The 20,604-nt window shown below is 65.5% G+C and carries 16 protein-coding genes; 11 read left to right on the top strand and 5 right to left on the bottom strand.

Translation table 11 applies throughout. The features are described from left to right. Window positions 1-11: 11 nt before the first annotated feature. Window positions 12-1,424: a M23 family metallopeptidase gene (locus CAL29_RS27240; RefSeq protein ID WP_373559818.1), complete on the bottom strand. Its 1,413-nt coding sequence runs from the start codon at window positions 1,422-1,424 to the stop codon at window positions 12-14. A 194-nt stretch (window positions 1,425-1,618) separates the two neighbouring features. Here CAL29_RS27240 and tyrS point away from each other — a divergent pair, with 194 nt between their 5' ends. From tyrS to nrdR, 4 genes are all read left to right on the top strand, one after another. Continuing rightward, window positions 1,619-2,848: a tyrosine--tRNA ligase gene (gene tyrS, locus CAL29_RS27235; protein ID WP_094856017.1), complete on the top strand. Its 1,230-nt coding sequence runs from the start codon at window positions 1,619-1,621 to the stop codon at window positions 2,846-2,848. Between the two features lie 157 nt (window positions 2,849-3,005). Beyond that, window positions 3,006-3,659: a YbhB/YbcL family Raf kinase inhibitor-like protein gene (locus tag CAL29_RS27230; protein ID WP_094856016.1), complete on the top strand. Its 654-nt coding sequence runs from the start codon at window positions 3,006-3,008 to the stop codon at window positions 3,657-3,659. Between the two features lie 382 nt (window positions 3,660-4,041). Continuing rightward, complete coding sequence (glyA, locus tag CAL29_RS27225; protein WP_094856015.1) at window positions 4,042-5,286, top strand: serine hydroxymethyltransferase; 1,245 nt, start codon at window positions 4,042-4,044, stop codon at window positions 5,284-5,286. Window positions 5,287-5,407: 121 nt separating this feature from the next. Continuing rightward, window positions 5,408-5,887 (top strand): transcriptional regulator NrdR, encoded by a 480-nt coding sequence (gene nrdR, locus CAL29_RS27220; protein WP_094856014.1) that lies wholly within the window; start codon window positions 5,408-5,410, stop codon window positions 5,885-5,887. 94 nt (window positions 5,888-5,981) lie between these two features. On the opposite strand, the gene CAL29_RS27215 is transcribed toward nrdR, so the two are convergent. Then, entirely contained in the window at window positions 5,982-6,977 is a 996-nt protein-coding gene (locus CAL29_RS27215) for a GlxA family transcriptional regulator (protein WP_179284203.1), read from the bottom strand. A gap of 43 nt (window positions 6,978-7,020) precedes the next feature. Beyond that, window positions 7,021-7,584, bottom strand: coding sequence for a cysteine hydrolase family protein (locus CAL29_RS27210; RefSeq protein WP_094856012.1), 564 nt, complete (start codon window positions 7,582-7,584; stop codon window positions 7,021-7,023). Between the two features lie 174 nt (window positions 7,585-7,758). Between CAL29_RS27210 and ribD the strand changes: the two genes are divergently transcribed. From ribD to CAL29_RS27185, 5 genes are all read left to right on the top strand, one after another. Next, window positions 7,759-8,889: a bifunctional diaminohydroxyphosphoribosylaminopyrimidine deaminase/5-amino-6-(5-phosphoribosylamino)uracil reductase RibD gene (gene ribD, locus CAL29_RS27205; RefSeq protein WP_373559817.1), complete on the top strand. Its 1,131-nt coding sequence runs from the start codon at window positions 7,759-7,761 to the stop codon at window positions 8,887-8,889. A gap of 148 nt (window positions 8,890-9,037) precedes the next feature. Then, window positions 9,038-9,685, top strand: a complete 648-nt coding sequence (locus tag CAL29_RS27200; RefSeq protein WP_094856010.1) for a riboflavin synthase — start codon at window positions 9,038-9,040, stop codon at window positions 9,683-9,685. Between the two features lie 308 nt (window positions 9,686-9,993). Further along, on the top strand, window positions 9,994-11,919 hold the full coding sequence (locus CAL29_RS27195) for a PrkA family serine protein kinase (protein ID WP_094856009.1): 1,926 nt from the start codon (window positions 9,994-9,996) through the stop codon (window positions 11,917-11,919). 10 nt (window positions 11,920-11,929) lie between these two features. Continuing rightward, complete coding sequence (locus tag CAL29_RS27190; RefSeq protein ID WP_094856008.1) at window positions 11,930-13,192, top strand: YeaH/YhbH family protein; 1,263 nt, start codon at window positions 11,930-11,932, stop codon at window positions 13,190-13,192. Further along, window positions 13,189-14,745, top strand: a complete 1,557-nt coding sequence (locus CAL29_RS27185; protein WP_094856007.1) for a SpoVR family protein — start codon at window positions 13,189-13,191, stop codon at window positions 14,743-14,745. The genes CAL29_RS27190 and CAL29_RS27185 overlap by 4 nt, the downstream gene beginning before the upstream one ends. A gap of 67 nt (window positions 14,746-14,812) precedes the next feature. Here the strand turns inward: CAL29_RS27185 and CAL29_RS27180 are convergent, their stop codons facing one another. Continuing rightward, window positions 14,813-15,778, bottom strand: a complete 966-nt coding sequence (locus CAL29_RS27180; protein ID WP_094856006.1) for a Bug family tripartite tricarboxylate transporter substrate binding protein — start codon at window positions 15,776-15,778, stop codon at window positions 14,813-14,815. 135 nt (window positions 15,779-15,913) lie between these two features. Continuing rightward, the gene (gene argH, locus CAL29_RS27175) at window positions 15,914-17,422 is read right to left on the bottom strand and encodes an argininosuccinate lyase (protein WP_094856005.1); all 1,509 of its coding nucleotides are present in this window, start codon (window positions 17,420-17,422) and stop codon (window positions 15,914-15,916) included. A gap of 131 nt (window positions 17,423-17,553) precedes the next feature. Here argH and CAL29_RS27170 point away from each other — a divergent pair, with 131 nt between their 5' ends. Then, window positions 17,554-18,432 (top strand): LysR family transcriptional regulator, encoded by an 879-nt coding sequence (locus CAL29_RS27170; RefSeq protein WP_094856004.1) that lies wholly within the window; start codon window positions 17,554-17,556, stop codon window positions 18,430-18,432. A 147-nt stretch (window positions 18,433-18,579) separates the two neighbouring features. Next, window positions 18,580-20,433, top strand: coding sequence for an ABC transporter ATP-binding protein (locus tag CAL29_RS27165; protein ID WP_373559816.1), 1,854 nt, complete (start codon window positions 18,580-18,582; stop codon window positions 20,431-20,433). Window positions 20,434-20,604: the final 171 nt, after the last annotated feature.

Here is a 20,604-nt window from a genome sequence, read left to right as displayed (position 1 = left end):
GCGGTCGGCGCCTAGTTCACCGCGGCGCTGGCCAGGGCGCCCGGCATGGCCTGCTGGAACTTGGCCAGCAGTTCGATCTGCTGCCTGTAGCCGGCGGCCAGCTTGGCGAAAGCGGCCTTGTCGTCGCCCTCCAGGCTGCGCGCCACCGGCAGGTCCACCGACAACGGGTCGACCGGCTCGTTGTTGACGCGGAACTCGTAATGCAGGTGCGGGCCGGTGGCCCAGCCCGTCATGCCGACGTAGCCGATGACTTCGCCCTGCGTCACGTGGTCGCCCTTGCGGATGCCCTCGGCGATCCGGTTCTGGTGCGCATAGAGGGTGGAGTACTTGGCGTCGTGCTTGATGATGACCACGTTGCCGTAGCCGTTCTGCACGCCGGCGAATTCCACCACGCCGTCCGAGGTGCTGTGGATGGGCGTGCCCATGGGCGCCGCGTAGTCCACGCCCTTGTGGCCGATCCAGGTCTTGTGGATCGGGTGCATGCGCATGCCGAAGGTCGAGCTGATACGGCTGAACTTCAGGGCGGTGCGCAGGAAGGCGCCGCGCAGGCTGGTGCCGTCGAAACCGTAGTAGGCGCCGTTGGCGCCGCCGTCCGGGCTGTACCAGACCGCCGTGTACGTCTTGTCCTGGTTCTTGAATTCCAGGGCCAGCACGCGGCCGGCGCCGGCATAGCGGCCGTCGTGCGAACGGACTTCGTAGACCACGCGGAACTGGTCGCCCTGGCGCAGGTTGCGCAGGAAGTCGATCTTGGCGCTGAGGATGTCGGCCATCTGCATGGTGACTGAATCGGGCACGCCGGCCTCGTCGGTGGCGGCGAACAGCGAGGAGCGGATGGTGCCCACCGCCACGCGGGTCTGGCGATCCGTGTTCTGCGTGACTTCCTCGGCCTTGTAGCCGTCGCCGGCCGGAACGATGTTCAGGTAGCGCGTCACCACCTGGCCGTCGCTTTCGTTGCCGGGGGTATGGATATAACGCAGCCACAGCAGTTTGCCGGACTCGTCGGTCGCCGCCTGCACGGAGCGGCCGGGATAGAGCTTGTAGATGCTGCGCGCGCTCGGGTCGTGCGTCAGGAAGACCTGCAGCGCGTCGTCGTCCAATTCCAGCCGCTGCAACACCGCGGACAGCGTGTCGCCGGCGCGGATGCGGGTTTCGCTGATGTACGGGGCGTCGGCGCTGGCGCTGACCTGGTATTCGTCCGGGGAGAGCGTCATCACGCTCTGCACCAACCGGGCCGGGGGAAGATCGCTGGAATTTTGGGGGACCATGCCGACCGCGGCGGCGGCGGCGAACAGACCCAGGGCGGAGGCGAGAAGGGCGCCGCGGAAAAACCTGGCGCGTCGGGAAATCGATGGTTCGGCGTTCAGGGCCTGCGGGGCATTCGTCCGTGCCGCGTCGGCCGCCGGGTCTTGAAACCCTCGGGTCATTGGAGAAAAAACCTCGGGGACGGAACCCCTGTATGACAGTTGCGTATGATTAGGGCGCTATCCTAGCCCATTCGGCTAGAATTTTCGACCAATTTCCAGACTTCTCCATCCATTAAAGTGCTGAAATCGTCTCCCGCCGGCGCCCGGCGGCAGGCCGATTTTTCCGTCCCGGTTCCGCAAGGTTGTCCCTGACTATGTCCCACCCAGAAGCTCCCATCACTCCCGAGGTCGAGGCCGACCTGCGCGTCGCAAAACGTGGTTGCGATGAATTACTGGTCGAGTCCGAGTTCGTGCGCAAGCTGGCGCGCAGCCGCGCCACCGGCGTGCCGCTGCGCATCAAGCTCGGCCTGGATCCGACGGCGCCCGACATCCACCTGGGACACACGGTGGTGCTGAACAAGATGCGCCAGTTGCAGGACCTGGGCCACAACGTCATCTTCCTGATCGGCGACTTCACGTCGATGATCGGCGACCCCAGCGGCCGCAACAACACCCGTCCGCCGCTGACGCGCGAGCAGATCGAGGCCAACGCCAAGACCTACTACGCCCAGGCCAGCCTGGTGCTGGATCCGGCGCGCACCGAAATCCGCTACAACTCCGAATGGTGCGACCCCCTGGGCGCGCGCGGCATCATCCAGCTCGCCTCGCGCTACACGGTGGCGCGCATGATGGAGCGCGACGACTTCACCAAGCGCTTCAAGTCGGGCGTGCCCATCGCGGTGCATGAATTCCTCTACCCCTTGATGCAGGGGTACGACTCGGTGGCCCTGAAGTCCGACCTGGAGCTGGGCGGCACCGACCAGAAGTTCAATCTGCTGGTGGGGCGCGAGCTGCAGAAGGAATACGGCCAGGAGCAGCAGTGCATCCTGACCATGCCGCTGCTGGTGGGCACCGACGGCGTCGAGAAGATGTCCAAGTCCAAGGGCAACTACATCGGCATTTCCGACACGCCGGAATCGATGTTCGGCAAGCTGATGTCGATCTCCGACACCCTGATGTGGCGCTATTTCGAACTCCTGTCCTTCCGCACGCTGGAGGACATCGCCGCCTTGAAGGCGGAGATCGACGGCGGCCGCAACCCGCGCGACGCCAAGGTCGCGCTGGCCCAGGAAATCGTCGCGCGCTTCCATGGCCAGCAGGCCGCGGTGGACGCGCTGGCCGGCTTCGAGGCGCGCTTCCGCGACGGCGCCTTGCCGGACGACATGCCCGAGGTCAAGGTGGGCGGCGCGCCGCTGGGCATCCTCAAGGTCTTGCGCGAGGCGGGGCTGTGCGCCTCCGGCGCCGAAGCCCAGCGCAACGTCGAGCAGGGCGGCGTGCGGGTCAACGGCGACAAGGTGGAAGACAAATCGTTGCAATTGTCCGCCGGCGAGTATGTCATCCAGGTGGGCAAGCGCAAATTTGCCCGTGTAACCTTGGCCGGGTAGCCCGGCTGGGGACTTCGGCCGGCCCGGCCGATGGGCTTTTGGGGATTGCCGCGGCGCGGGCGTCCGGGCCGCCGCCGAAAGACCTCGATTTGGAACTACGCAAGTCAATTCAAAACAGATACGCTTAGGTCTGTGCGACGCAACAAGGAGGCACGCCATGAAGCTTGCGAGCTTGTCTTTTTCCGATAACGAGGCTCTTTCCGAACGCTATGCGTTCGGCCGCATCGACGCGCAATCCCACGTTGCGCTGGCCGACAACTGCAATCCCCAGTTTTCGTGGGACGACGTGCCCGACGGCACCGCCTCGTTCGTGATGATTTGCCACGATCCGGACGTGCCCAGCAAGCCTGACGACGTCAACCAGGAAGGCCGCCTGGTGCCGGCGGATTTGCCCCGGGTGGATTTCTACCACTGGGTGCTGATCGACCTGGCCCCGGAAACCCGGGAAATCGAGGAAGGCGCCTTTTCCAATGGCATCACGCCGCGCGGCAAGGGCGGCCCGCTGGCCCCGCAGGGCGCCCGCCAGGGCGTGAACAGCTATACCGACTGGTTTGCCTCGGACCATGACATGAGCGGCGATTATTTCGGCTACGACGGGCCGTGCCCCCCGTGGAACGACTCGATCCCGCATCACTACGTTTTCACCTTGTATGCGCTGAGCGTGCCCAAGCTGGAACTGGAAGGCGCCTTCACGGGCGCCGACGTGCTGGCCGCCATCAAGGGCAAGGTGCTGGCGCAGGCTTCGCTGACGGGCACCTACACCCTCAATCCGGACCTGGCGCCCAAGCAGATCGGCACGACGTCGGCTTGAGCGAGGCCACCGGGGCGCCCTGGCGTTCCGGAGGGCCGGCCTTATAACGGGGCCGACCTCATGGTCGATCTCAGGAACCGGTTCAATGGGGCGATCCATTCCACGGCGGGCTTGCCCGCCGTTTTCATGCCGGTGCGGGCTGAGGCGCGGCCGCCATCTGCGTGAAATATTTTCATGCTCCCTTGAGCAGTTTTTCCCCTCTGCCCCCGCTTTGCCGCTTTTTTGCGCTTTTCTGTCCGTTTTCGCCCCGTTTTCGTTCGTTTTCCGGCTTGGCGCGTGACAACGGGAGCACGCCGGGGAGGCGTCGGCGGTGGGCTGCGCTGTAAACTAGCGCCTGACCCTGGTTTTCCCCGATATCCAGACCTTCCTTTCAGGACTTCCCATGTTTGACCGCTCCCGTACGATCTCCCAGGTCGATCCCGATCTCTGGGCCGTTATCCAGAAAGAAAATGTGCGCCAGGAACAGCACATCGAACTGATCGCTTCCGAAAACTACGCCAGCCCCGCCGTCATGGAAGCGCAGGGCACGCAACTGACCAACAAGTATGCGGAAGGCTATCCCGGCAAGCGGTACTACGGCGGTTGCGAATTCGTCGACGTCGCGGAACAACTTGCCATCGACCGCCTGAAGCAACTGTTCGGCGCCGAAGCCGCCAACGTGCAGCCGAACTCGGGCTCGCAGGCCAACCAGGGCGTCTACATGGCGGTCCTGAAGCCGGGCGACACCGTCCTGGGCATGAGCCTGGCCGAAGGCGGCCACCTGACCCACGGCGCATCCGTGAACGCTTCCGGCAAGCTCTACAACTTCCTGCCCTACGGCCTGGACGCCAACGAAGTCCTGGACTACGCCAAGGTCGAGGCGCTGGCCAAGGAGCACAAGCCCAAGCTGATCGTGGCGGGCGCGTCCGCCTATGCGCTGCACATCGATTTCGAACGCATGGGCCGCATCGCCCGCGACAACGGCGCGCTGTTCATGGTGGACATCGCCCACTACGCCGGCCTGGTGGCCGGCGGCGCGTACCCCAACCCGGTGCCGCACGCCGATTTCGTCACCTCGACCACGCACAAGTCGCTGCGCGGCCCGCGCGGCGGCGTCATCATGATGAAGGCCGAGTTCGAAAAGGCCATCAATTCCTCGATCTTCCCGGGCATCCAGGGCGGCCCCCTGATGCACGTCATCGCCGCCAAGGCCGTGGCGTTCAAGGAAGCCCTGCAGCCGGATTTCAAGGACTACGCGCAGCAGGTGGTGAAGAACGCCAAGGTGCTGGCGGAAACCCTGGTCAAGCGCGGCCTGCGCATCGTGTCCGGCCGCACCGAAAGCCACGTCATGCTGGTCGACCTGCGCGCCAAGGGCATCACCGGCAAGGAAGCCGAAGCGGTGCTGGGCCAGGCGCACATCACGGTCAACAAGAACGCCATCCCCAACGATCCGGAAAAGCCCTTCGTCACCAGCGGCATCCGCCTGGGCACGCCGGCGATCACCACCCGCGGCTTCAAGGAAGCGGAGACCGAACTCACCGCCAACCTCATCGCCGACGTGCTGGACAACCCGCGCGACGAAGCGAACATCGCCGCGGTGCGCACCCGCGTGGACGCCCTGACCTCGCGCCTGCCGGTCTACGGCTGATGTAAGGTAAGCTCCGGCCATGGCGCCAGACATCCAGGCGCGGGTTTTCGTCCCGTGCGCCTGGCGCCTGGGCGGGGAATGCCGATCCGCCTGATCGTTTCGCCACTGAGGGGGCAGGCAAGTGCGATGTCCATTTTGCGGTCACGCGGACACCCAGGTCGTCGATAGCCGGGTGTCGGAAGAGGGCGACACCATACGCCGGCGTCGCCGTTGCCAGGCCTGTGACAAGCGTTTCACGACTTACGAGCGGGTCGAGCTGGCCATGCCGTCGATTGTGAAGCGCAACGGCAGCCGCAGCGATTTCGAGCCGGGCAAGCTGCGCGGCAGCCTGTCGCTGGCCTTGCGCAAGCGTCCGGTCAGCACCGAGGACGTCGACGCCGCGGTGGCGCGCATCGAGGAGACCCTGCTGGCGAGCGGCAAGCGGGAAGTGCCGTCGGCCTACGTCGGCGAGCTGGTCATGAACGAGCTCAAGAAGCTCGACAAGGTGGCCTACGTGCGCTTCGCCTCGGTTTACCGCAGCTTCGAGGACATCGGCGAGTTCATCGAAGCCATACGCGAGATGCAGGGGCCCTTGCTGTCGGGCAAGTTGCGCAAGGAATAGCGCTGCCCGGACCGCCCGGCCCCGAGGCCAGGCTTCACCACGCCGGATCGTCCTGATCGGCGGATCAGTCTGAATCAGCGGATCACAGCCCGGATCAGCCCGGCGATGCGTCGCCGAGCGCGCCGCGCCAGGCGCCGGGCGGCATGGCCTCGAATTTGCGCCAGACCCGGCGCATGTGGTGCACCGAGCCGAAACCGCTGCGTTCGGCGACGTTTTCCAGGCTCAGATCGCTTTCCCGCACCAGTTCTCGCGCCATCGCCACGCGGATGCGGTGCAGGTAGTCCAGCGGCGAGCAGCCCGCGTGACGGGCGAACAGCCGCGCCAGGTGGCGGCTGCTGGTGTGGGCGCGCCGTGCCATCGCTTCGGCCGTCCACGGCGCGGCGGGATCCTGCACGATGGCGTCCTGGATGCGGTGCACGACCGGATGCAGGTGATTGCGGTGCTCCAGCCACGGCGACACCGCGGGGTCGTCGCCGGCGCGGCGCAGGTACACCACCATCTCGCGCGCGACCGCGCTGGCGACCCTGGGGCCGCACAGGCCGGCCGTCACGTGCAGGGCCAGGTCGATGCCGGCGGTATAGCCGGCGCTGGTCATCACCCGTCCGTCCTCCACGAAGATCCGGTTGTCCAGCACGCGCGCGTCCGGATCGATGCGCGTCAGCATGTCCAGGCAGGAGTGGTGGCTGGTACAGGCGCGCTGGCGGAGCAAACCGGCGGCCGCGGCCAGCAGCGCGCCCCAGCAGACCGTCATCAGGCGAAAGCCGTCTTCGGCATGGCGCTGCGCCAGCCATTCCACCAGCCGGTGCGTCTCGGCCTCCTGCCACGCGACGTCGGCGCCCACCGTGCCCGCCACCACCGCCAGGGCATGCGCCGGCAGCCGTTCCGGCAGGGGCTCCAGGCCGGCCAAACGCAGGCCCGGCAGGCCGCTCTCCATGCCCGCGGCGGGCCCGCAGAAGTGCAGGTCGAAGGCGCCGGGCGCGTATTTGTTGGCGACGCGGAATACTTCGGCGGGGCCGGCCACGTCCAGCAGGACGGTGCGCGGCAGCAGGGCGAAATAGACCGGCATGGCGGCGGACGGTGTGGGAGGCATCGTGTTTTCCAGGCGTGCGCCGGACATGGGCCGGTCGCGGGGTTCAGTCGTCCATGGCCGTCGCCGCTTCCACGATGCGGGCGAAACGGCCGTCGAGGACCAGCGTGGTGCGGTCGCGGATGTCGGCCGCCGTATAGCGGCGGCCGGCGGCGCTGGTCATGGGGAAGGTCAGGGTGGCGTCGGCGACGAATCGCACCTGGAAGCCGGCGTCCGACGCATGGCGGGTGGTCGTTTCGCAGCATTGCTCGGTGCGGATGCCGCACACCAGCACTTCCTCGATGCCATGTTGGCGCAGCCAATGCTCCAAAGCGGTGCCGTCGGCGCTCAGGGCATAGAGCGCCGAATGCACCGTTTTGTGGAACGTCTCCACCGGCGTGTAGCGGATGCCTTCCAGCGTGCGCACCAAGCCGGAGCGCGGGGAGAAGGGATTGTCCTCGGGCGCGGCGGGCTCATGGTGAAAAATCCGCAGCGCGGGCACCCCCGCGGCGGCCGCCTCGTCCAGCAGGGTCTGCACGGCCTGGCGGAACGCGGGCAAGTCGGCTTCGTCCCAATACGGACGGCACCGGAAGGACTCCTGCACATCAATGACCAATACCGCTCGTTTCATGTGATTCTCCGCAAACCGGCTGAAAATACCGGGATGCGTCGCATTGTGACTCCGGGGCCGGGCTCGGACCAGATCCATCGCGGACTAGTTTAGGACCAAATCGGACATCGCCATGAAGTCCCCATGGACAATTCGGACACAGCGCGAAGGCAAGCCCGGGCATACAATCGAGACGTGACTACCGAAGCCGACCTGCACTGGATGCGCCACGCGCTGGCGCTCGCCCGAACCGTCATCCACACGACCGCGCCCAACCCCCGGGTGGGGTGCGTGATCGTCCGCGACGGCCGCGTGATCGGCGAGGGCGCGACGCAGCCGCCCGGCGGCCCGCACGCCGAGGTCTGCGCCTTGCGCGACGCGGCCCGGCGCGGCGAATCGACGGCCGGCGCGACCTTTTACGTCACCCTGGAACCGTGCAGCCATTACGGCCGCACGCCGCCCTGCGCGGACGCGGTGGTGGCGGCGGCGCCGGCGCGCGTGGTGGTCGCCATGGGCGATCCCAATCCGCTGGTGGGCGGCGCCGGGCTGGCGCGCCTGCGCGAAGCCGGCATCGCCGTCACCGCGGGCGTCTGCCAGGAAGAGGCCTTGGCCCTGAACGCCGGTTTCGCGGCGCGCATGAGCCGCGGCACGCCCTGGACCTGGCTCAAGCTGGCGGCGTCCCTGGACGGCCGCAGCGCCCTGCACAACGGTATGTCGCAATGGATAACGGGCGCGGAAGCGCGCGCCGACGGGCATGTGTGGCGCGCGCGGGCCGACGTCGTCCTGACCGGCATGGGCACGGTGCTCAAGGACGATCCCCAACTGACCGTGCGGGCCATCGACCTGCCGCGGCAGCCCCGCAAGGCGGTGGTGGATAGCCAGTTGCGCCTGCCGGAAACCGCGCGCCTGCTCGACGGTAGCGAAGTGTGGGTGTTCACGGTCAGCGACGACCAGGACAAGGCCGAGCGGCTGGCGCGCCGCAACGCCCGGGTGATCCGCCTGCCGGCGGCCGCGGGACGCGTCGACCTGGCGGCGATGATGCGCTGGATGGCCGGGCAGCAGGTCAATGAAGTGCACGTCGAGGCGGGCGCCGGCTTGAGCGGCGCCTTGCTGGCCGCCGATTGCGTGGACGAGGTGCTGGCCTACATCGCTCCCATGCTGCTGGGCGACGCGGCCGGCATGGTCGGGCTGCCAGTGCTGGAGAATCTGAAGGAAGCGCGTCGTTTCGAGTTCATCGACGTGGCGCGGCTGGGGGGCGACGTTCGCCTGCACGGCCGTTATGTGGAGCGTTGGCAGCAGTTGATGACCGCTGCTGCCGCCTTTTGAAGGCGGCGCGCGCAAGCGCCGCCCTATTGTTTACCCCTAGTTTTCGGCGGCGAGGCCGCGCAGGCGCAGGGCTTGCTTGCGAAACCAGCATCCGGCAACGGAATGGCCGCCCCGGTGACAGGGAAATTTACCAGGAGTGAATGCATTCATGTTTACCGGCATCGTGGCGACCGTGGGACGCATCGTGCGCGTCCAGCCCTTTGAATCCAATGACGGCGGCGCGGGTTTGCGCCTTTCCGTCGACGCGGGCGGACTGGACCTGAGCGATGTGCGCTTGGGCGATTCGATCGCCATCCAGGGCGCCTGCATGACCGTGGTGGCCGTGCAGGGACGCGAATTCGAGGTCGACGTTTCGCGCGAAAGCCTCAAGCTGACCGTGGGATTGGAAAAGCCGGGCGAAGTGAATCTGGAAAAGGCCCTGCGCATCGGCGACGCGATCGGCGGACACCTGGTTTCCGGCCACGTGGATGGCCTGGGCACGGTGGAAAGCTACGAAAAGGTCGGTGAATCGAGGGAACTTATCATCCGCGTGCCGCCAGATATTGCGAAATATCTGGCCTATAAGGGCTCTGTTTCGGTTAATGGCATCAGCCTGACCGTTAATCATGTGGCGGATATGCCGGATAAAAAGGGCTCTGACATAAGGATTAACGTTATTCCCCATACCCAAGAGGTGACTACGTTGCGTAACGTAAAGGCAGGCGACAAAGTCAATCTGGAAATCGACACGATCGCCCGCTATGTCGAGCGGATGCTGAGCGCCCCGGGCGCGGTTGACGCCCGGCGCGGCGCCTAGTTTCCAAAGGAAAAGAACGGCCGCGGTTTTGTGGGTTTTTTCCGGCGCGAGGGGCATATGTCTTATATCGAGATCATTTATTTCAATGCTCGCTTCCCCTGTCCCGCTTTTGCGGAACTTGCGCTGTTTGCCGCCGGACTAAACCATATAGCCGCGGACCGTCATGCAGTGTGTGTGTCGAACGCAACATCGCCAAGCCATGTATGAACTTATGGTGATTACCTCTAGCGAGGCTGCACACACAGGGACACAATGAAGTCACGGGAGCGCAGTAGACCTTTTTGCACGACGTAGTCGGAGGTGTCACGATGCTGAATATCGTAGAAGGCTTCAAGTCGCAGTACGCCAGGGATCAGGAAGCGGAGCTGACCCTTGAGGAATACCTCGATCTGGCGAAGCGCGATCCGATGGCGTACGCCAGCCCCGCCGAGCGGATGCTGGCAGCGATCGGAGAACCGGAGATCATCGATACCCGAAACGATCCCCGGTTGTCCCGGCTGTTCGCAAATCGCATCATCCGGCGCTATCCGGCCTTCAAGGAATTCTTTGGCATGGAGGACGTGATCAGCCAGATCGTGGCCTTCTTCAAGCATGCCGCGCAGGGCCTGGAGGAACGCAAGCAGATCCTCTACCTGCTGGGACCCGTCGGCGGCGGCAAGTCGTCCATCGCGGAACGCCTGAAAGTGCTGATGGAGAGCTATCCGATCTATGCGCTGAAGGGGTCTCCCGTCAACGAAACGCCGCTCGGGCTTTTCAATCCGGACCGTTTCGGCCAGCAACTGGAAGACGATTACGGCATTCCGCGCCGCTATCTCAGCGGCATCATGTCGCCGTGGGCGGTCAAGCGCCTGAAGGAATATGACGGGGACATCTCGCAATTCCGCGTGGTGCGCCTGAATCCGTCGGTGCTGCGCCAGGTGGCGATCGCCAAGACCGAACCCGGCGACGAAAACAACCAGGACATTTCCTCGCTGGTCGGCAAGGTCGACATCCGCAAGCTGGACCGCTACTCGCAGGACGACCCGGACGCCTACAGCTATTCCGGCGGGCTGTGCCTGGCCAACCAGGGCTTGCTCGAATTCGTCGAAATGTTCAAGGCGCCCATCAAGATGCTGCACCCGTTGCTGACGGCGACGCAGGAAGGCAACTTCAAGGGCACCGAGGGGTTTTCGGCGATTCCGTTCAACGGCAGCATCCTGGCCCACTCGAACGAGTCGGAGTGGCAGACCTTCCGCAACAACAAGCACAACGAGGCCTTCCTCGACCGTATCTATATCGTCAAGGTGCCTTACTGCCTCCAGGTTTCCGAGGAGGTCTGCATCTATGACAAGCTGCTGCGCAACAGTTCGCTGAGCGAGGCGCCCTGCGCGCCCGGCACGCTGGACATGATGGCGCAGTTCTCCGTGCTGACCCGCCTGAAGGAGCCGGAGAACTCGAATATCTATTCCAAGATGCGGGTCTACGACGGCGAAACGCTGAAGGACGTCGATCCCAAGGCCAAGTCGCTGCAGGAATACAAGGACTACGCCGGCACCGACGAAGGCATGAACGGGGTCTCGACGCGCTTCGCGTACAAGATTCTTTCCAGTGTCTTCAACTACGACCAGACCGAAGTGGCGGCCAACCCGGTGCACCTGATGTACGTGCTGGAGCAGCGCATCGCCCGCGAGGATTTTCCGGAAGACACGCGGCGGCGCTACCTGGAGTTCATCAAGGGTTACCTGGCGCCGCGCTACGCGGAGTTCATCGGCAAGGAAATCCAGACCGCCTATCTGGAGTCGTATTCGGAGTATGGCCAGAATATCTTCGACCGTTACGTCACCTTCGCGGATTGCTGGATCCAGGACGAGGAATTCCGGGATCCGGAAACCGGCGAAAGCTTCGACCGCTCGGCGTTGAACGACGAACTCGAGAAAATCGAGAAACCGGCGGGCATCGCCAACCCCAAGGACTTCCGCAACGAGATCGTGAACTTCGTGCTGCGGGCGCGCGCCAACAATGGGGGCCGCAACCCGGCATGGACCAGCTACGAAAAGCTGCGCGAGGTGATCGAGAAGAAGATGTTCTCGAACACCGAAGACCTGCTGCCCGTCATTTCCTTCAACGCCAAGGCCTCGGCCGAGGACAAGAGCAAGCACCAGAGTTTCGTCGAGCGGATGGTCGAAAAGGGCTATACCGAGAAACAGGTGAGGCTGCTCTGCGAATGGTATTTGCGGGTCAGAAAATCCTCGTAAGCGGGGTGTTATGAATTCACTTATCGATCGTCGTCTCAATGGACGCAACAAGAGCGCCGTCAATCGGGAGCGTTTCCTTCGGCGCTACAAGACTCAGGTACGCAAAGCGGTTCGGGACCTGATTCGGGAGCGCTCGATCGAAGAGATGGATCAGGGCGGGGAGATCAATCTCCCCACCCGGGACATCTCCGAACCCCGGTTCCGTCATGGGCCCGGCGGCGACCGGGAGATCGTGCACCCGGGCAATCGCGAGTTCATGACCGGCGACACCATCGACCGGCCCCAGGGCGGGGGCGGCCAGGGCGGCGGCCGCGAACCGGGCGAGGGCGATTCGGTGGACCAGTTCACGTTCACCCTGTCGCGCGCCGAGTTCCTCAATTTCTTCTTCGAAGACCTGGAGCTGCCGCACCTGGTCCGTACCCAATTAGGCGACGTCAACCAGAAGAAATGGCAGCGCGCCGGCTACACCACCACCGGTTCGCCCAGCTCGCTCAGCGTCAACCGCACCTTGAAGGCTTCCTTGTCGCGCCGTATCGCCTTGAGCGTGAGCGCGCGCCAGGAGCTGACGGCGGCGGAGGACGAACTGGCGGCGCTGGTCGCCCGCAAGGCGCCGGAGGACCAGTTGGAAGCCGCCCGCGAACAGGTGGAAATCTGCCGCGGCCGGCTGGCGCGCGTGCCCTTCCTGGACGAGATCGACCTGCGGTATCGCCACCGCGTGTCGGTGCCGGTGCCGGTGGCGCGCGCCGTCATGTTCTGCCTGATGGACGTCTCGGGCTCCATGGACGAGTCCAAGAAGGACATGGCGAAGCGGTTCTTCACGCTGCTGTACCTGTTCCTGATGCGCAAGTACGAGCACGTCGACCTGGTCTTCATCCGCCACACCGACAATGCCGAGGAAGTGGACGAGGACACCTTCTTCCATGACCCCAAGAGCGGCGGCACGGTGGTGCTGTCGGCGCTGGAACTGATGCACGAGATCATCGGCAAGCGCTACTCGCCGTCGACCTGGAACATCTACGCGGCGCAGGCCAGCGACGGCGATTCCTTCGGCGCCGACGCCGGCCGCAGCGTGCGCTTCCTGTCGGAGCACTTGCTGCCGGCCACCCGCTACTTTGCCTATATCGAGCTGCACGACATCCATGACGTGCGCAAGAGCAGCCTGTGGGCCGAGTACGAACGGGAGCCGGCCGAGCACTTCGTCATGCGGCGCATATCGGACCGCTCCGAGATTTTCTCGGTCTTTCACGAGCTCTTCCGCAAGGAGGCCGCATGAACGCCATCCTGAACGCGCTGGAAGCGCCCCCCGCCGGCGACCTGCCCGGCGGCGGTTCGGCCCCCCCGGGGCCCATCTCGACGACCTCGGAATGGACGTTCGAGCTGTTGCAACGCTACGACGACGCCATCGCCAAGGTCGCCGCGGAGTTCAAGCTCGATACCTATCCGAACCAGATCGAGGTCATCACCTCGGAGCAGATGCTCGACGCCTATGCCTCGGCCGGGCTGCCGGTCGGGTATGCGCACTGGTCCTACGGCAAGGATTTCATCCTCAACGAGCAGGCCTACCGCAAGGGCGCGCAGGGCCTGGCCTATGAGATCGTCATCAATTCCAACCCCTGCATCGCCTATCTCATGGAGGAAAACTCCATGGCGATGCAGGCGCTGGTGATCGCCCATGCGTGCTACGGGCACAACTCCTTCTTCAAGGGCAATTACCTGTTCCGCCAGTGGACCGACGCCGACGGCGTGCTGGACTACCTGGTGTTCGCGCGCAATTACGTGATGGCCTGCGAGGAACGCTACGGCATCGACGCCGTGGAGGAAATCCTCGATTCCTGCCATGCCCTGTCCTCGCATGGGGTGGACCGCTACAAGCGGCCCACGCCGGTGTCCTACAAGGAAGAGCTGCAACGCGTGGCGGACCGCGAGGAGTACCAGCGGCTGCAGTTCAACGACCTGTGGCGCACGGTGCCGAAATCGGAAGAGCAGGAGAAGGACCGCGAGCGCGTCTTTCCGGCCGAGCCGGAGGAGAACGTCCTCTATTTCGTCGAGAAGCATTCGCCCAAGCTGCAGACCTGGCAGCGGGAGCTGGTGCGCATCGTGCGCAAGATCGCGCAGTACTACTACCCGCAGATGCAGACCAAGGTCATGAACGAGGGCTGGGCCACGTTCTGGCACTACACCATCCTGAACCGCATGCACGAGAAGGGCCTCGTCACCGACGGCTTCATGATCGAGTTCCTGCAGAGCCACACCAATGTGGTCAGCCAGCGCGGCTTCGACCAGCGCGGCTATGGCGGCATCAATCCGTACGCGCTGGGTTTCGCCATGATGAGCGACATTCGCCGCATCTGCGAGAACCCGACCGAGGAAGACCGCCGCTGGTTCCCGGACATCGCGGGCGCGGACTGGCTGAAGACGCTGGACTTCGCCATGCGCAACTTCAAGGACGAGTCCTTCATCTCGCAGTACCTGTCGCCCAAGCTGATCCGCGATTTCCGCTTCTTCGCCATCGCGGACCACTCGTCCAATCCCAAGCTGGAGGTGGCGGCCATCCACGACGACGAAGGCTACCGGCGCGTGCGCAAGCTGCTCGCCGAGCAGCACAATCGCGACAACCTGGTGCCGGATATCCAGGTGGTCCGCTACAACCGCGAAACGGACCGGTCGCTGGTGTTGCGCCATATGCAATCGCGCGGCCGGCCGCTGGTGGCCGAGGATGCCGAGGAAGTGCTCAAGCACCTGGTGCGCTTGTGGGGGTTCAAGGTGCGTCTTGAGGAAACCGATAACAGCGGCGAGCGCATGTCGTACCGGGAAGTGACGCCCTAGCAGGGCGTGGCGGCCAGGACAGCGGAAAAAGCCCGGCGGCGGCGCCGGGCTTGATGGAATCGTCGCGTCATTCAGCCAGCTTGGCTTCCTTGATGATCTCGGACCAGCGCCGGGATTCGGCGTCGATGACGGCGGCGAATTGCGCGGGCGAGCCCTGGATGGGTTCGGCGCCTTGCTCGGCCAGCATGCGCTGCATGGCTGGCGTGGCGACCACCTCGCGCAGTTCGCGCGACAGCTTGTCGACCAGTTCCTTGGGCATGCCCGCCGGCCCCATCAGGCCGTACCAGGAATCGACCACGCAATCGCAGGCGCCGGCCTCCTTCATGGTGGGGACGTCGGGCAGCATGGCTGTCCGTTTTTCGCCGGCGATACCCAGCGCCTTGAGCTTGCCTTCCTTCACCTGGGCCACCACGCTGGGCACGTTGACGAAAGTAAGCTGCACGCGGCCGCCCATCAGGTCGACCATGGCCGGTCCCGCGCCTTTATAGGGGACGTGCGTGAAGCGGGCGCCGGTCTTCAGCATGAACAGCTCGCCGACCATCTGGTTGACCGAGCCGATGCCGGCCGACGCCATGCTCAGGGCGCCGGGGTTGGCCTTGGCGTAGGCGATCAGTTCCGCCAGGTTGTTCGCCGGCACGTCGGGCGTGGTGACCAGGACGTTGGGCAGGCTGGCGAATTCGCCGATGGGCGTGAAGGACGTTTTGGGGTCGAAGCGGAGCTGCTTGCTGAGATAGGGCTGGATGGACTGCGCGCCCATCGTGGCCAAGAGCAGCGTATAGCCGTCGGGGGCGGCGTTCGCCACCAGTTCGGCGCCGATCAGACCGCCCGCGCCCGCGCGGTTCTCCACGATGACCTGCTGTCCGAGGCGTTGCGAGAGATTGTCCGCCAGGAGGCGTCCCATCAGGTTGACGCTGCCACCCGGCGCGAACGGCACGATGAGGCGGATGGGTTTGTCGGGATAGGGTTGCGCCGCGGTGGCGAGCAGGGGCGCCGCCAGTACGGCGCCCAGGACGAGTCGACGGAAAATGTTCATGACGATGACCCCTTGTCTTGTGTTTGCGTTGATTCACGCATTGATTCGTGCATCGGTTCTTGCGTTGATTCGTGCATTGCATTTGTGCACTGCATACGTGCGCTGCGTACGTGCGTCGCGGCCGCAGTCTCCCGCTCAATGCCCCGCCGCGGCGAGCTCCCGCGTCTGGCGCTTGAGCGTTTCGTCGGCGTCGGCCAGGCGGCGCCGGAGGACGGAGACCTCCTCCAGGAGCCGGATCCTCGCCTGCTCCTGGCGTTCCACGCTTTCCAATACCCGCGCGTGCGCCGGTCCGCCCATGACCTTGCGCGCGGCGACGTTGCGGGCCGGGTCCAGGCAGTCGGCCACGGTGCCGGCCTCCAGGCCCGCCGGGCGGCCCAGCTCCTCCATGGCCGCCGCATCAATCAGGGCCGCGTCGATACGGTCGGCTGGAATGCCCGCGTCGAGCGCGCGGCGCACGACCGCGCCCACGACATGGTGCGCGTCGCGGAAGGACATGCCGGCCTCGCGCACCAGCGCGTCGGCCAGGTCCGTCGCCGTCGAGAAATTCGTGCGGGCCTGGAACAGCATGGCATCGCGGCGGGGTTGCGCGCGATCCACGATCAGGCGGAACAGCGCCAGGCAGCGCTTGGCCTCGTCCACGGCCTCATAGAAGCTGCGCATGCTTTCGCGGCTGCCGTCGCCCGTGTGCGTGAAGTTCGTGCCCTTGATCGTGGCCATGGAGGCGGTCAGCAAGCCCACCATGTGCGCCGCCTTGCCCTTCAGGTGCTCCAGCACCGCGGGGTTCTTCTTCTGCGGCATGATGCTGGAGGTGCTGGCCACGCTGTCGGGGAATTCGATCAGGCCGAATTCGGGCGTGGACCACACGTAATAGTCCTGGGCCACGCGGCTCCACGTGACCGCGGCGATGGCGACGGACGACATGAGCTCCCAGGCGAAGTCCCGCGACGCCACGGCGTCCAGCGCATTGGGAACGGCGGCCGTGAAGCCGAGCCAGGCGGCGGTCGCCGAGCGGTCGATGGGAAAGGCGGTGCCGGCGAGGGCGCCCGCGCCGAGCGGGCAGGCGTCCAGGCGGCGCAGTCCCAGGTTGAGACGGTCGATGTCGCGCAGGATGGTTTCCGCGACGGCGGTCAGGTAGTAGCCGTAGGTGATGGGCTGGGCGGGTTGCAGGTGGGTATAGCCTGGCATGACCGCGTCGGCATGCTCGCGCGCCCGCGCCATGGCGGCCTGGTGCACGGCGGCCATGGCGTCGATGAGATCCAGGATCTTCGCGCGCGTCTTCATGCGATCGACGGTGGCGCCCATGTCGTTGCGGCTGCGCGCCATGTGCAGGCGGCCGCCGGCGTCGCGGCCGGCGATTTCCATCAACCGCGCTTCGTAGTTGAAATAGGCTTCTTCGCGGCCCGCGTCCAGTTCGACGGCGTCGGGGCCTTCCTCTTCCATCCGCGCCAGGGCCCGGGCCAGGGTGGCGGCGGTGGCGGTGTCCATCAGGCCCGTGGCGTGCAGCATCAGCAGGTGCGCCTGGTTGATGCTCGTCAGGTAGACGAAGTTGTTGTGGAATTCGCGATTGAGGCGGGGCACGAAAACATATTCGCGCACCTCGGGTGCGATGGCCTCCTTGAGGCGCCGGCTGACCTTGGACTCCATTCTTCCTGCTCCAATGAAACGAGTGCAGGCCAGTATGAAAATGCCCCCCTGTAACGTCAAATCAGTTATCTTGCCGAGTCCATACTTTCTTGATATGGCCTTGTGCAAGGGCGTTTTCCGAGGCGGGACGCATGAACTTCAAGCAGATCGAAACCTTCCGCGCCGTCATGCTGACCCGTTCGATGACGCTGGCCGCGAGCCAGTTGCATACGTCGCAGCCCAACGTCACGCGCGTGATTTCGCAACTGGAAAAAGAGGTCGGCTTCGCGCTTTTCGAGCGCGTCGCCGGCCGCATCTTCCCGACCCTGGAGGCGGAGGCCCTGCTGGGCGAGGTCGAGCGTGCATTCGTCGGCCTGGATAGCCTGTCGGAGTCGGCGCGGTCGATACGGCAATCGGGCGCCGGCAGCTTGCGGGTGGGGGCGGTGGCGTCCATCGCCATGAGCATCATTCCGGAAGCGATGCGCCTGTTCACCGAACGCTACCCCAAGGTGCCGGTCGTGATCCATACCAACGGATCGCCCACGGTCGCGAAGTGGACGTCGATGCGCTACTGCGATGTGGGACTGGTCTCCTATCTGTCGGATATCCCCGGCATCGAGACCGAACTGCTGCGCAAGGAGCGCGGGGTGTGCGTCGTGCCGGCCGAGCACCGGCTCGCGCGCAAGCGCCTGATACAGGCCGGGGACCTGGCGGGCGAGCGCTTCATCTCCCTGCCGCACGGCAGCTCCACGCGGCTGGCCACCGATGCGGCCTTCGCGCCGGACGAGCGGGAGCTGACGATAGAGACGCCTTACGCGACGACGATATGCAGGATGGTGGGCTTGGGGCTGGGCGTGGGCATCGTCAACCCCATCGTCAGCCGCAGCATGAAGACACCGGGGATGAAGGCGATCCCATTCGCGCCGGCGATCGAGTTCAGCAGCTATGTGCTGAAGCCCGTCAATACGCCCAGCCCGCGGCTGGTGCGCGCCTTCCTGGAATGCGTGGAGCAGGCGTGGCCGGCGGCCTAGCGCCGGAATGTCCGTGGCCGGGAGCCCAGGCTCGTGAAACCGTGCCGGCACGATGCGCGGGGTCTAAGGGTTTATACGGATGTGCCGCCGCTCCGGCACCGTCGAGAATCGCCCGATACGCCAGAATCACATTTTCTTATTTCCCCCTTGTCTAACCGCATTACCACTCCGCCTTCCGCAGACGTGCTGCTGTCGCTGCGAGGGGTCACCGTGGATTTTTCCTCCGACGCCGGCCCGGTGCGCGCCGTCGACAGCCTGGATTTCGATGTGCGCCCCGGCCAGACGCTGGCCATCGTGGGCGAATCGGGTTCGGGCAAATCCGTCACTTCCCTGGCCATCATGGGCCTGACCCGCTACACGGGCGGGCGCGTCAGCGCCGGCAGCATCCTGCTGCGCGACAAGGAGGGCCGGACGCTGGACCTGGCGCAGGCGTCCGAGGACCGCATGCGCGCCTTGCGCGGCAACGATATCGCCATGATCTTCCAGGAGCCGATGACGTCGCTGAATCCGGTCTATACGGTGGGCGACCAGATCCAGGAAGCCATCGTGCTGCACCAGCGGCTGTCGCCGGCGGCGGCGCGCCAGGCGGCGCGGGCGCTGCTGGAGAAGGTGCGCCTGCCGGACGCGGCGCAGATGCTGGACCGCTACCCGCACCAGTTGTCCGGCGGCATGCGCCAGCGTGTCATGATCGCCATGGCCCTGTCGTGCAAGCCGCGGCTGCTGATCGCCGACGAGCCGACCACCGCGTTGGACGTGACCATCCAGGCGCAGATCCTCAACATCATCCGCGAGTTGCAGCGCGATCTGGGCACCGCCGTGGTGTTCATCACCCACGATATGGGCGTGGTGGCGGAAATGGCCGACGAGGTGGTCGTCATGCTGCGCGGGAAGAAGGTGGAGCAGGGGCCGGTAAGGCAGATTTTCGAGGCGCCCCGGCATGCCTATACGCAAGCGCTGCTGGCGGCCGTGCCGCGCCTGGGCAGCATGGCCGGGACCGACCTGCCGCGCCGCACGCAGCAGGTGGTGCTGGACGGCGATACGCTGCGCCAGGCCGGCGCGGCGTACGACCAGGACACGGCGGACTATCGCCAGCCCTTGCTCAGCGTGCGCGGCCTGACCACGCGCTTCGACGTCAAGCGCAACTTCTTCGGCCGCGCCACGCATCGCGTGCATGCGGTGGAGGGCGTCAGCTTCGATCTTTACCCCGGCGAAACGCTGGCCCTGGTGGGAGAATCGGGCAGCGGCAAGTCGACCATCGGTAAGACGTTGCAGCAACTGGTGGCGCCGACGTCGGGCGAAGTGCGCTTCGACGGGCGCGATATTTTCTCGATGGACCGCGCCGGCGCCCAGCGCCTGCGCCAGGAAATCCAGTACATCTTCCAGGATCCCTATGCTTCGCTGGATCCGCGCAAGACCGTGGGCTTCAGCATCGCCGAACCCATCGTCACGCATGGCCTGCTGGATGGCCAGGCGGCCATCCAGCGGCGCGTGGCGGAGCTGCTGGAGCACGTCGGACTGTCCGCCCAGCACGCGCGGCGCTATCCCCACGAGTTCTCCGGCGGCCAGCGCCAGCGCGTGTGCATCGCGCGCGCCCTGGCCAGCAAGCCGCGGCTGATCATCGCCGACGAATCGGTGTCGGCGCTGGACGTCTCCATCCAGGCGCAGATCCTCAACCTGCTGATGGATCTGCAGAAGGAGCACGGCCTGTCCTATCTGTTCATCACGCACGACATGGCGGTGGTGGAGCGGGTCAGCCATCGCGTGGCGGTGATGTACCTGGGGCAGATCGTCGAGTTGGGCAGCCGGCGCCGCATTTTCGAGGCGCCGCGCCATCCGTATACGCGCAGGCTGCTGGCCGCCGTGCCGGTGGCCGAGCCGGGCCGGCACATCGATACCAGCCTGGTGTCCGGAGAGATTCCCAGCCCGGTGCGCCGCGTGGGCGACGAGCCGGCCATTTTGATGTTGGACGAAGTCGAGCCGGGCCATCTGGTGGCCCGTTGACGTCGGCCCGGTTTGAACAGATTCCTTTCCTTATCGATCCTGTCCTTGGAGGCGACCATGTTTTCCCTGAAAAAAATGCCCCCACGCCGCGCGGCTGCGCCGCTTGCTGCTCCCCGAGGGGGCGCTTTTCATCTTGGGAGCGGCCCGGCGATGAAAAAAGGCCCCCACGCC

The sequence above is a fragment of the Bordetella genomosp. 10 genome (assembly GCF_002261225.1).
Classification (GTDB): domain Bacteria; phylum Pseudomonadota; class Gammaproteobacteria; order Burkholderiales; family Burkholderiaceae_B; genus Bordetella_C.
Note: the sequence above shows the minus strand (reverse complement) of the source record. Positions and strands in the feature narration are given on the sequence as shown.